The 12421-nt window shown below is 43.5% G+C and carries 10 protein-coding genes; all 10 read right to left on the bottom strand.

All coding sequences use genetic code 11. From position 1 onward, the window contains the following. Positions 1–407 precede the first annotated feature (407 nt). Positions 408–2297: a RagB/SusD family nutrient uptake outer membrane protein gene (locus P3L47_RS09370; RefSeq protein WP_277783441.1), complete on the bottom strand. Its 1890-nt coding sequence runs from the start codon at positions 2295–2297 to the stop codon at positions 408–410. Between the two features lie 19 nt (positions 2298–2316). Continuing rightward, complete coding sequence (locus P3L47_RS09365) at positions 2317–5616, bottom strand: SusC/RagA family TonB-linked outer membrane protein (protein ID WP_277783440.1); 3300 nt, start codon at positions 5614–5616, stop codon at positions 2317–2319. 536 nt (positions 5617–6152) lie between these two features. Next, positions 6153–6752, bottom strand: coding sequence for a ribonuclease HII (locus tag P3L47_RS09360; protein ID WP_277783439.1), 600 nt, complete (start codon positions 6750–6752; stop codon positions 6153–6155). 24 nt (positions 6753–6776) lie between these two features. After that, positions 6777–7178, bottom strand: a complete 402-nt coding sequence (locus P3L47_RS09355) for a VanZ family protein (RefSeq protein ID WP_122362756.1) — start codon at positions 7176–7178, stop codon at positions 6777–6779. 10 nt (positions 7179–7188) lie between these two features. Next, positions 7189–8403 (bottom strand): aminotransferase class V-fold PLP-dependent enzyme, encoded by a 1215-nt coding sequence (locus P3L47_RS09350; protein ID WP_122362755.1) that lies wholly within the window; start codon positions 8401–8403, stop codon positions 7189–7191. Between the two features lie 146 nt (positions 8404–8549). After that, positions 8550–8885, bottom strand: coding sequence for a DUF5684 domain-containing protein (locus tag P3L47_RS09345; protein ID WP_277783438.1), 336 nt, complete (start codon positions 8883–8885; stop codon positions 8550–8552). 87 nt (positions 8886–8972) lie between these two features. Further along, positions 8973–9761, bottom strand: a complete 789-nt coding sequence (locus P3L47_RS09340; RefSeq protein ID WP_277783437.1) for a glycoside hydrolase family 16 protein — start codon at positions 9759–9761, stop codon at positions 8973–8975. A 26-nt stretch (positions 9762–9787) separates the two neighbouring features. Next, entirely contained in the window at positions 9788–11389 is a 1602-nt protein-coding gene (locus tag P3L47_RS09335) for a YfcC family protein (protein WP_277783436.1), read from the bottom strand. 13 nt (positions 11390–11402) lie between these two features. Continuing rightward, the gene (locus P3L47_RS09330) at positions 11403–12278 is read right to left on the bottom strand and encodes a cyanophycinase (protein WP_277783435.1); all 876 of its coding nucleotides are present in this window, start codon (positions 12276–12278) and stop codon (positions 11403–11405) included. A 7-nt stretch (positions 12279–12285) separates the two neighbouring features. Further along, positions 12286–12420, bottom strand: a complete 135-nt coding sequence (locus P3L47_RS09325) for a hypothetical protein (RefSeq protein WP_277783434.1) — start codon at positions 12418–12420, stop codon at positions 12286–12288. Position 12421 lies beyond the last annotated feature (1 nt).

Below are 12421 nucleotides of genomic sequence, written 5' to 3'. Positions count from 1 at the left end.
TCCCATAAGTTAGCTATTCTTTCTTGTTTGTCAATTGTCAAACGCTTGTAGCACATTAGTCGAACAAGCGTTTGACAGCTGACAAATAAGCGTTCGATAATTGAAAAACAGAAAAAAAGAAAGGACAATTGACCTAAGAAGTCACTGGCTATGTATCAAAATAGAATAGGCAAACTGATAGCCTGTCGGTGGATATCCAGCCTTTTCATTGTATCAGATGCGATCATTTATGAACTAAAAAATGTGAAATACAACAAAAATTCTTCATTCATATAATATTCCTTCATCCATAAAACAACCACAATCAAGTGATTAATTATATAGATGAAGGAATGAAGGATTTATTTTCGAAAACTTTTTTATGCTGATAGCTCTGTCATTCCGGGGCAAGCCCGCCAAGACAGGTCCTATTCGGTTATCTCAGTCCCATAATACGGTTTAACCTCATCATTAGACTTATAGACATAATAAGTCGTCGGATTTGTATACGGATTATTGTAGTGGTAGATAGCAGGATTGGCATTCAATTCAGCCTGGTTCCAACCAGGAGTCCAGCCTACATATACGCCATCCATATCAATACAATGCTGGTAACGTTCACAGTTCGTTCCTTTATAAGCACGGTGGATACCCACTTCCAGGCGTTTGGCATCAAAATAGTTGATACCCTCACCCCAAAACTCGATACCTTTCTGGAAAACATACTCATCCAGGAAAGCATCTGCAGTAGTTGCCGTACAGGTATAGGTAGAATTACGTGTCTTCACGATATCCTCCAAAATGGCTGCAGCTGCAGGTACACCGGATGTATGAAGTGCTGCTTCGGCTTTCAGGAAATACATTTCTTCGATACGCATGATCGGATAATCAATTGCACCACCAACCGTATGTGTCCGGTAGTCCCCGTTATGCGGACGGAACTTCATATTGACGTACAACCACGGCCATGACAGGAAACCGTTGGAAGAGTTGATACGGGCACGGATCCATGACGCAGAACTGTTATACTTATATTGGTATTTGTCAGGACCGAAACCGGAATAATCGTCATTCCAATCACTTTGAGTCGTACTGGTACTTACGTCGTTTACCGACCATTTATTGTTGATAAACTTGCCGTCTGCATCTTTCTCCACCAAGTACGGCTCTCCTTCTTTCTGATTCTTCGATTCATAGAAGAAGCTAGGATCCAGCCATGATTTCTTACGGAAGTCATTATCCGAAAGACGTTCATACCATTTGCGGTCGAGCGAACGGCCGACACGCCAGCCATACACACTGAATGTCGTCTCTGTTCCAAAGATCATGGCAAAAGAGAACGATTCGTTATTACCTGTGGCAGCTGTCGTATTACCTTCAGAAATAGAAGTCGCCCACATCCATGAGTTTTGCGAATTACGGTTATTGAAACCATTCACAGGGTCTGTCCATTCTGCTTCCGTCAGCGGCGTACAACCGGCTACAGAAATAGCCTTATCTGCAAATTCTCCGGATTTCTGCCAATAAGATGCTTCATCTTTATAAGTTGCAGAAGTATTCACACGTGAAGCCAAATTGGCATAAGCACGGGCATACAATCCATACACAGCAGCCAGGTTAGGTTGGGTCTTATCCGTACGGGTATATCCGTTCAGATAGGTTTCCGCCTGTTGCAGATCACTCAGGATCAGGTCATAAGCAGCATCTACCGTTGCACGCGGGTTATTGGATGCTTCTTCCGATGTGGTCTTTTCGGTTACGATAGGAACACCCAGGTTCGTCAAGTCGTTTTCAGGACTTACATAACTGAAACGGCTGTCGGTAGGCTTCTTGTACTCCATAATCTGAACCAAATCCAGATAATAAAGGGCACGATAGGCATAGCTGATTCCCAGATATCCCTTTTTCGTATCATCCAGATCGTTCACGTCGATCATTCTGATAATATCATTTACATTCTTGATGTAAGAATAATACAGGTAAGAAGGGTACAGTCCGCGATTTGATCCCGTAGCACTTACAGCGCCATTACAATAAGCCCCCATCGTATTATAACCGTTTGCTCCGGAACAAACAAACTGGGTCGTACTATGTTCAAGCATCGCACGCATACTGCCGTAAGAAATCATTTCTATACCGCCGTCCTCATTCTTATATCCGCCCATCGAAGTATAAATAGAGTTGACCATCCCCTCCAAAGCCGACTCCGAAGCCTGTATCTGATCATTCAGCACATATTCTGTCGGCAATGTTTCTTCGATACAGCTACTTAAACCCACAAGAGCCGCTGCAGCCAATAAAATCTTATATTTCTTCATGATGTTTTCTTTTTTATGTTTAGAATGTCAATGAAATACCACCCGAGATAGTACGTATCGGAGAATAAAGTTCCGGATTACTATACCCTTTCAACGTATAGCGAGGATCGAATCCCTGGCGTGCCGAAAAGTAGAACAGGTTTTCACCCGAGAAATAGACACGTATGTTCTGGATATTATATCTCTGAGTCAGACTGGAAGGCAAGGTGTATCCCAGGTTGATGTTCTGAATATTCAAATAGCTTGCATTCGTAATGAAGCGGTCTGAACGCGGATTCTGTGAATACTTTTCTGCAAACTGCAAACGCGGAACAGTTGTGTTGGTATTCTCCGGAGACCAGGCATTCAACATATCCTTATGCCAGGTTGTAGCACTGGTTGTACTGGTATGCATCAATGTCTGATAAGTATAATCGTATGCCTTACCTCCCAACTGATAGTTCAGGTTGATTGAAAAGTCAAAGCCACGATAGGTCAAAGATGTTCCCAAACCACCATAGAAAGAAGGAAGAGCATCGCCAATCAGATAATCGGTTGCCTGGCTCGAATCTTTTGTTGTCTCCTGTCCTGTCACGTTTCCTGCATCATCGAGGATATCTTTATAGAACAAAGACTCTCCTGTTTCAGGATCCAGACCGGCAAACTTAGGCAAGTACCAAGTATACAATGAAAGACCTTCGGCAACGAAATATTTATATTTAGATACGAACGACTTATCCAGGTTGACATAACCGTTATAACCGTCCACCTTGGTTGTCTTGATTTCATCCGGCAAAGTCAACACTTTGTTCTTTACATGGGAGATATTGAAATTAACGTCCCATTTGAAGTCCTTGTTTCGGATCAGAGTACCCTGCAATACCAATTCGAGACCGGCATTGCGCATGTCACCCAGGTTTATGAAATAACTGGTGTAACCGATAGAAGGAGGTGTATTCAAGGAGAACAGCATATCACTGGTTTTCCGATAGAAGTAATCCAGACTACCGCTCAGGCGACCGTCGAAAAGATCGAACTCAGTTCCCACGTTCCAGTTGGTGTTGGTTTCCCACGTGATATCACTGGAGCCTTTCTGACGCCATTGGAAAGCAACCTGGTCATCATTGTTTACCACTTTATAAGAGTCGGCATACAAATAATCGCCGATATTATCGTTACCCTGTGAACCGACAGATGCTTTCAGCTTCAAGGAATTAACCCAGGGAGCATTAAAGAAAGCCTCCTTCGAAATAAGCCAGGCACCGCCGACCGACCAGAAGTTACCCCAGCGGTGGTCTTTCGCAAAACGTGAAGAAGCATCACGACGATAAGACACCGAACCGAAATACTTTGCATCGTAATTATACATGGCACGGAAGAAGTAACCTTCGTTATTATAAGAATTGGAATAAGAATAGGGATTATTATTCAGATTCAGAAGGGTTGCCAATTCCCTTGTATTATCGATACCGAAATTACGTCCGGAAGCGCTCAACGATTCATATTTGTAATTATAATATTCATGACCGATCATAGCACTTACGTCATGTTTGCCAAATTGTTTGGAATAATTCAACAACTGTTGCGTATTATAAGTAAAAGTACGGTAAGAGGCTTTTGACAGATAACCGTTATCGGAAGAACTGGTATAATAATCGACAAAAGGACTGGTAGCATAAGTATAACGACGGTCGTAATCATAGGCATTGGCATTAAATGTGAATGTCAAGTCCTTTGTCAGATTCACATCGGCATAACCGCTGGCAATAAACGAGTTACCGGTTGTTTCGTCCGAGCGATATTTATTGGAGAAAATACAGTTGCCACCGACACCTCCGGCACGACTCAGATCGTAAGCTTGCGCGAAGTCATACATCTTCTCACCCCATTGATCGATCATGATGTTCTTGTTCTCATCACGGAAATAAACAGGATAAATAGGAGCCTGGGTCTTTATCGTGCTCCAAATGGTTCCAGTACCGATCGTTCCTTCGGATGTCTGACTGTAATTATATTTGGAATAGTTGAAGTTCGCTCCGACTTTCAACCATTTCTTTGCCTGGTAATCCAGCTTTGCACGTGCCGTCAAACGTTTCTGTGAAGAACCTTCCTGAATACCATCCTGGTCCAGATAACCGACAGAGGTATAATAATTAATACGGTCGGAAGCACCGGAAACCGACACATTATATTCCTGGCGGAAACCGTTCTGCAAACCGATCTCTTCCCAGTCGTCAGCCTGTAGCCAAAGTTTCTTTCCATTATAATCATAAAGAGTACCCATTGTCGCTCCCGGATTCATGACACCGCCTTGCTGGATAAAATCCTGTCCCTCCGGCACTGAATAAACCATATAACCCGGACCTACACCACTGGAAGAACTGGTCAGATGCTGGTTTGCCAAAGCATGGGCATCATTGGCAGACATACCGCCACCAGCTTCTGTTATATAATAGTTATACAACATCTTATAATATGTTTCGTAGAACTGCTGGGCATTCGTGGTCTTATAATTTTGAAGCCCATTGGAGTTTGCACCCCATTTAGCATCTACGGTCACTTTAGCATCCCCATTCTTACCTTTCTTTGTTGTGATCATGATCACACCGTTGGCACCACGGGCACCGTACAAGGCATTGGATGCAGCATCTTTCAGAACGGTCATCGACTCGATATCGTTCGAGTTGATCAGGTTCAAGTCACCGTCGAAAGGCATTCCGTCAACAACGATCAGCGGTTCAGTATCAGAAGAAATAGAACCGAAACCACGAATAGTGATAGAAGGTGAGCTACCCGGCTGTGCAGATGAATTGCTCAGCTGTACGCCGGCAACACGTCCTGCCAGGGCCTGCGCAGGGTTCGATACCTGTGCTTTCAGAAGATCGTCCGATTTCATTACACCGGCAGAACCGGTAAAGGCTTCTTTTGTACTTTTACCGAAAGCGACTACCACCACTTCGTCCAAAGCCTGATTATCTTCCTGTAATATGATCTGGATATTGTTTTTGTTCCCTGGTTTTATTGTTTGGGTAACAAAGCCTACATAAGAGACTTGCAGTGAACCGCTGCTTTTGATGGACAGCTCAAATTTACCATCCATATCTGTCATAATACCATTGGTCGTGCCTACTTCTACGACACTGGCACCAATCACCGGATCTCCGTTTTCATCTTTAACGACACCCGTTACTTTACGGGAACTCTGATTTACAGAAGCTGCTTCCTCTACCGCTGCTTTCCGGACACCGAGATCTGAAACAGCATTTTCAGCTGCCATGGTCAAATGAAGACAAAACAAAGGAATGGCCACACAGGCAACTTTCTTTGTGTAATTATTCATAACTTAATTATTTAACGATTAGAACTTGAATAAAAAACTATTCACTGATTAGGTTAAAAAAGGATTTCCTTCTCCTATCTCCTCTACTAACTACTATTATTTCTCATACCTGACCTGAATCAAAAAGTTAGACTCTTTTATAGGAATTATTTAGCGTTTATATCCCATCAGAAATTAGCATTTCTTTTCTAAAAGCATACCTGATAGCTTATTAGCTCCCAAAGAAGAGAATCCAACAAGAAAATATTGGACCCGACTCACCTGCATATTTCTTCAAACTAAGTTTTTCAAAATATCAACACTAGTGGCATAATTAACACAGTTCACATAGAACTAATATATTTAGGGGTAGAAAGGGACGCTTTATCTACAAAAAAGATGAAAAATATGTCTCTATTTTATTAATTTTAGCGTTAAAGGATCTTGTTTTTACAAAAAATACTATATTTGCAATCGGTTTATTGATATAGTTCTATGTGAACTACGTCAAAAAAAACGAAGCCTATACCCCAGAGGTGAAAAGGGAAGAAGAAAATCTAAAAATCCAGTGTAAGTTGTTCAGGTAATAAGGTGAATGTTTTCCGGTGGTAAGGAGTAATACCGACTGCACGGATTGCTTCACGGTGGGCTTTGGTTGGGTAGCCTTTATTATCCCTCCAATGGTACTCCGGATATTCCAAAGCCAGTTCATTCATATAATCGTCACGATATGTTTTAGCCAGGATGGAGGCGGCAGCAATACTCAAGTATTTACCATCCCCTTTCACGACTGTCGTATGCTTTATATCCCGATAGGGAGTAAAGCGATTCCCGTCTATCAGCAGATGTTCCGGTTTTACTTTCAGCTGGTCGATAGCACGATGCATGGCCAGGAAAGACGCTTTGAGTATATTTATTTTATCTATTTCTTCAGGTGTCACGATACCGACAGCCCAAGCTATGGCCTCCCGCTCTATTATCGGACGTAAGGCATAGCGTTTCTTTTCACTAAGTTGTTTACTGTCATTCAGATCATCATTCTTGAAATCAGGAGGAAGAATGACTGCAGCTGCAAAAACAGATCCGGCAAGACATCCGCGTCCGGCTTCATCACAACCGGCTTCTATCCGGTTCGCTTCCAAATAAGGCAACAACATAAAGTATCGTATATAAGTTTGTTATCAATCTATTATCTTCTTTCTCATCATCCAGGGGCGCAACACGAAATAAGAAAACAAGGTAGCCAAAGCAACCCCTGTCATGTTCGCCAGAAAATCAAACCAGTCACCACCCCGATAAGAGGTACAATATTCCTGCAACAACTCGATCGCCCCACTCATCACAATCGGACAAAGCACGGCTCCTATCCAGGCATGCCACAGCACATCGTCATATTTCCGGTGATTACGCAGAAACTCAATCCACAGCATACCGGATAATCCTGCATACATGCAGATATGTGCCACCTTGTCTATCCCCGGAATCTTTCCGATCTCCACAGAGGGTGGTTTGAAAAAAGACAAATAAATTACTACCAGAATGATTGTCAGGGATATCGGATATTTCTTCAGATAATACAACATAATCTACTAATTAAAACATTTTCCGAACGCGTTCTATTCCGGCAACAAATGTATCGATCTCTTCTTTCGTATTATAGAAAGAGAAAGAAGCACGCACAGTACCTTCGATACCCAAAGCCTGCATCAACGGTTGTGCACAATGATGGCCGGTCCGGACAGCAATTCCTAAACGGTCGAGTAACATTCCCATATCATAATGATGAATATTTCCCACCAGGAAAGAAAGTACCGCCCCCTTATGATCTGCCTGACCGAAGATACGCATACCTTCTATATTGTTCAGTTTCTCCGTTGCATAACGCAATAACTCGTCTTCATAAGCAGCTATATTCTGCATACCCAGCCGATCGACATAGCGTAACGCTTCTGCCAGTGCCGTGCTGCCTATATAATCAGGTGTACCGGCTTCGAACTTGAACGGTAACTCATTAAATGTAGTCTTCTCGAACGATACTGTCGCGATCATCTCACCACCACCCTGGTAAGGAGGCAACTTATCCAGCCATTCTTCTTTTCCATACAATACGCCTATCCCTGTCGGACCATAAACCTTATGTCCGGAGAAAACATAAAACTCAGCATCCAAATCCTGTACATCGACTGCCAAATGCGGAACTGCCTGTGCCCCGTCGATCAGGACCGGGACATCACGGTTATGTGCTTCCTCAATAATTTCTTTCACCGGATTAATGGTTCCCAACACATTCGACACATGGGTTACAGAAACCAGCTTCGTACGCTCCGAAAACAATCCGCGAAACGCATCCATATCCAGTTCACCCTTTTCATTCATCGGAATGACCTTCAAGGCGATCCCTTTTCGCGCCGCTTGTATCTGCCAAGGTACAATATTGGAATGATGCTCCATCACGGAAACGATCACCTCATCACCTGCTGACATACATTCGTCGGTAAAGCTGGAAGCGATCAGATTGATTGCCTCTGTTGTCCCGCGTGTAAAAATAATCTCGTTGGACGAACGGGCGTTCAGAAAAGACTGGACGGTTTTACGCGCGTCCTCATGCGCTTCAGTAGCCGCCTGACTTAAAAAATGCACGCCCCGATGAATATTGGCATTTACATTATAATAACCGCTCTCTATCTTTTCTACCACCTGGCGGGGCTTCTGTGTTGTTGCACCGTTATCGAAGTAAATAAGCGGCTTATCGTATATTTTATGCTCCAGTATAGGAAAATCTTTCCGGATAGACTGTATATCTAACATAGCAATTGTATCTTTAGTCGTATAACAAACGCCAAAGATACGATGTTTATTTTAACAACGATGATTTATTCATTTATACAGATATAAGAATATAAAAAAAGCCTTTCATCTCAGACGAAAGGCTTTTCTGTTCCCTCAATACTAATTTACTCTACAGTTTCCGCAATCGGAGTTTCTTTGAACGCCAACAACGGGAAGAAAATAAACGGCAACAAAAGCAAACCTACCGCATACGCATTGTCACCTTTTCCATACTTCGCAGCTATATCTCTGTACAGCAAGAAGCAAAGATAGATGTTATAGATAGGAATCAGGAAAAACCAGAATTTCACAGGTTCCCACTTTACAATACGCAACATCACGATGATGTTGTAGAACGGAATAAGACAAGCCCATCCCTTTTGGCCGAAAGTTTCAAAAATCTTCCACATGCTGACGATTGTCAGTATGCTTAAAGCCAATTGAATAATTGATCCGATCATTACAGTTAGATTTAGATATTTAATATTATTTACGACCTAAAGATAAACCTTTTAAACTACAACTTTGTTATATTCGTTCATAAATTTTCACTGTTTCTGGTAGAAACGAACCCAGTCTATCTCCATTTCTACCGGCAGGTCTTCCGGATCGACGGCACCAACCCAACTTCCACCAAGCTGCATATCCAGCAACAGATAGAACTGGCTGTCGTTAAACGGGTATTGTCCTTCCTTATCCGTCTCGATTCGCGGATAAGCAAATGTACGGGTATCATTGATAAAGAATACCAGACTGTCGGGATACATTTCTACCGTATAGGTATTAAAATCATCCGGGTTTATAAGTCCGGTACTACCCTGTTTCGGATTATCTTTGATCCCCAGGTCGAATGTATAATGAGAATGGACTGTCTGATAAGCAATACTGTCATTATTCAACCGCTCCATGATATCTATCTCACCGCCTCCGGGCCATTTGGCACCCTGCGGCAACAACCAGAAGGCCGGCCATGCACCGGTTGCCCCATTCAGTTTGGCATGAATTTCGAGGCGACCGTTATTGAATCCGACTTTGTCTTTCGTATAAACACCGCCGGTCACATAAGGTGCCGTATCAGTCGGCAGGCTATAATTGACCAGCCCGCGCAATACCAGCTTGCCATCGCGCATCGCATAACAAGAGTCAAAATCGGACATATAATTATTCCAATCGGAAGTACCCCGGGGAATCTTACTCCAGGAGGCAGGATCGAAACTACCGGTCTGGTCGAAATTATCTTCCCAAACCAATTTCCATTCAGCAGGCGAGGGTTTACAACTAAGCAGGACCACCATCATCGCCAGGCAGGCTAATAAACCGAAAATGTTTTTTTTCATATGACAGTATTTTAGAATATAGTGTATCAGAATCCGTCCAAAGGTATTAAAACTGTAGGAATTAGCAATAACATTCCAAGTAAAATAAAAAAGATAAGGATACGGAAAAACCACTTTACCCATACCTCATAAGGAATATGTGCTAATCCGAGCGCTCCCATCAGGACACCGGAAGTAGGCGTGATCATATTGGTAAAACCATCCCCGAACTGAAACGCCAGTACGGTCGCCTGCCGGGAAATACCGATCACATCGGAGAAAGGAGCCATGATCGGCATGGTCAACGCAGCCTTTGCCGAACCGGAAGGGATAATGATATTGATCGTCGTCTGGATCAGGTACATCACTCCGAGAGAAGCGATCTTCCCCGCTTCCCCCATCAGGGCTGCCATACCATGCAGAATCGGATCGATGATACGGCCATCCTGCAATATCTGAATGATCCCGCCCGCCAATCCGACTACCAGGGCAGCCGAAAGCATATCTTTGGCACCGGCCAGGAACTGGGAAATGATCCCGTCGGCTCCTTCACTATTAGCAAATCCGGATAAAATTCCCATAGCCAGGAAAATAGCGGATATCTCCGTCAGATACCAGCCATACCCCATTACACCGATTATCAGAAAGACGATCGTATATCCCAGTAAGTTCAGGATAAAAAACTGGTTCGACTTACGCAGTCCCAGCCAGCCGGTCAAAGCAAAAAAAGCAGTAAACACTGGCGCTGCCGGAAAACAAACAGCACTCTCCCCGATTTCAAATGTGGTAGAAGGATAATATATCGAAAAACTTATCAATGATAGTAATAATAACAAGTAGACAATCCAAGCCGAACGGGTTGTCCTTTCCTCCGGAACATCTTCGGAAGCGACTTCGCCTTTCTCCCTCCAGTAAGCATCCGCCTCATACATAGGAGACAGTTTCGGGTTCTTTTTCACCCTGGCTGCATAACGAAGAACGATAATGATCAGAATGGAAGTGAGCACCACCCAGCAAAACAACCGGTAACCAAAACCGGAAAACAGCGGCAAGTCCGACAATCCCTGTGCTATACCGATTGTAAACGGATTCAGGATTGCTCCCGAAAAACCCACATGTGCTGCCACATAGACCATACAAAGTCCCGTAATAGAGTCATATCCCATCGAAATGGCAAGCGGCACAATAATTATGACAAATGCAAGCGTCTCCTCACTCATGCCGAATACGGCTCCGAACAAACTGAACAGGATTATAATCAAGGATATCACCACATTATTCACTCCGACCATGCGAAACAGTCCATATTTCTCCACTTTACGCGAACTTCGTAAAAAAGATAGTATCCCGGTATCGATTGCCCGGCTACTGTTCATAATCTGAAAAGCTCCTCCGATAATCAACAGAAAAGCTATGATACCAGCCTGTTTCTCGAATCCTTCCAGTAACACGCCGAAAACCTGCCAACTCTGCGGAGCGGGATCGACTGCATGAAAGGAGTTATCTACAATAACCGTACGTTCCGTACCGTTGACCACCCGTATTTCCCGGGAGTATTCACCGGCAGGAATAATCCAGGAAAGGGCGGCACATATCAGGATTACAACAGATATAATTGTATAAGTATGCGGAATCTTATTCAGTTTCATTCGTTCTCTCGGATCAAAGTTGATATGTATCGCCGGCTGTCAATATCCGGACATTCAATGAATTTGTTTTCAGATAGCCGGTCGGACTGATTGTCGGCTGCGCTTCCGGTTCAAATACCATCACCTGGCTTTGTCCGGCTACACGGAATGAACCGTCCGGTTTGACAATAATGGCTGTTGCCTCATCAATGCCGACACCTTTCATCCGACGTTCAAGCACCAGGCTGATCAGACGGTTCTGTCGCTTGCGGATAATAAAATGCTGGTCAATGATTGCCGAATCAATAAATCCAAAACCTTCCGCCGTCTGTACATTTCCTTGTTTGATATAAGAAAAGTCACCCTTATATTTATCAGGAACATTCTCTTCCTCACCGGTCAGCATGATTTTACTCATTACAGCCGCACCGGCACTGGTTCCGCCAATCACGCCGCCATTTTTATAGATTTCACGAATCTTTGTAAGGAACTTTGTACCCTGCAGATAATCCGTCAACCGGTTCTGGTCGCCCCCGGAAAAGAATACAGCCGTTACGCCATCCAGCTTCGCCAGACTTTCTTCCGAGTCGATCAGTTTCTTCGGGCTATTGATATACTCCGAAGAGGCACATCCCAAACGGGCGAACTGTTCCTGCTGGTAACTACCCGTATCTTCGATATCACTACTGGCGAAGGGTACAATCAGCACACGTGCCTTACTGCCACCTCCCAATGCCAGATATTGGGTCATCAGAGAATCAGGACGGTCACCACCTCCAATAATAAAGAGATGACCTTCTTTCAGTTCAGGCGTTTCTTCATCATTCTCAGCCTGTTTATCTTCGCTAAAACAACTGGTGGCCACAAAAACCGCCAACAGTAAAAACATTATATATCTGTATTTTTTCATCATAATCTTATTTATACTTGTTTATTCCACTCACCGGAACAGTACTCTTCCGATGGCTGGAATAACGCTCTTCCATCGAGTGGAACAGTACACTTCCAATCATCGGAACAACGTTATTCCAGTCATCGGAAAACCGGTTCATC

Origin of the sequence: Parabacteroides chongii (assembly GCF_029581355.1) — a bacterium.
Taxonomy (GTDB): domain Bacteria; phylum Bacteroidota; class Bacteroidia; order Bacteroidales; family Tannerellaceae; genus Parabacteroides; species Parabacteroides chongii.
The sequence above is the reverse complement of the archived record's forward strand: the minus strand, read 5'-3'. Positions and strand labels throughout refer to the sequence as shown.

Excerpts from the sequence above, each read along its gene's own strand:
- P3L47_RS09370 (WP_277783441.1), bottom strand. The coding sequence starts at position 2,297 with ATGAAGAAATATAAGATTTTATTGGCTGCAGCGGCTCTTGTGGGTTTA.
- P3L47_RS09365 (WP_277783440.1), bottom strand. The coding sequence starts at position 5,616 with ATGAATAATTACACAAAGAAAGTTGCCTGTGTGGCCATTCCTTTGTTT.
- P3L47_RS09360 (WP_277783439.1), bottom strand. The coding sequence starts at position 6,752 with ATGTTGTTGCCTTATTTGGAAGCGAACCGGATAGAAGCCGGTTGTGAT.
- P3L47_RS09355 (WP_122362756.1), bottom strand. The coding sequence starts at position 7,178 with ATGTTGTATTATCTGAAGAAATATCCGATATCCCTGACAATCATTCTG.
- P3L47_RS09350 (WP_122362755.1), bottom strand. The coding sequence starts at position 8,403 with ATGTTAGATATACAGTCTATCCGGAAAGATTTTCCTATACTGGAGCAT.
- P3L47_RS09345 (WP_277783438.1), bottom strand. The coding sequence starts at position 8,885 with ATGATCGGATCAATTATTCAATTGGCTTTAAGCATACTGACAATCGTC.
- P3L47_RS09340 (WP_277783437.1), bottom strand. The coding sequence starts at position 9,761 with ATGAAAAAAAACATTTTCGGTTTATTAGCCTGCCTGGCGATGATGGTG.
- P3L47_RS09335 (WP_277783436.1), bottom strand. The coding sequence starts at position 11,389 with ATGAAACTGAATAAGATTCCGCATACTTATACAATTATATCTGTTGTA.
- P3L47_RS09330 (WP_277783435.1), bottom strand. The coding sequence starts at position 12,278 with ATGAAAAAATACAGATATATAATGTTTTTACTGTTGGCGGTTTTTGTG.
- P3L47_RS09325 (WP_277783434.1), bottom strand. The coding sequence starts at position 12,420 with ATGAACCGGTTTTCCGATGACTGGAATAACGTTGTTCCGATGATTGGA.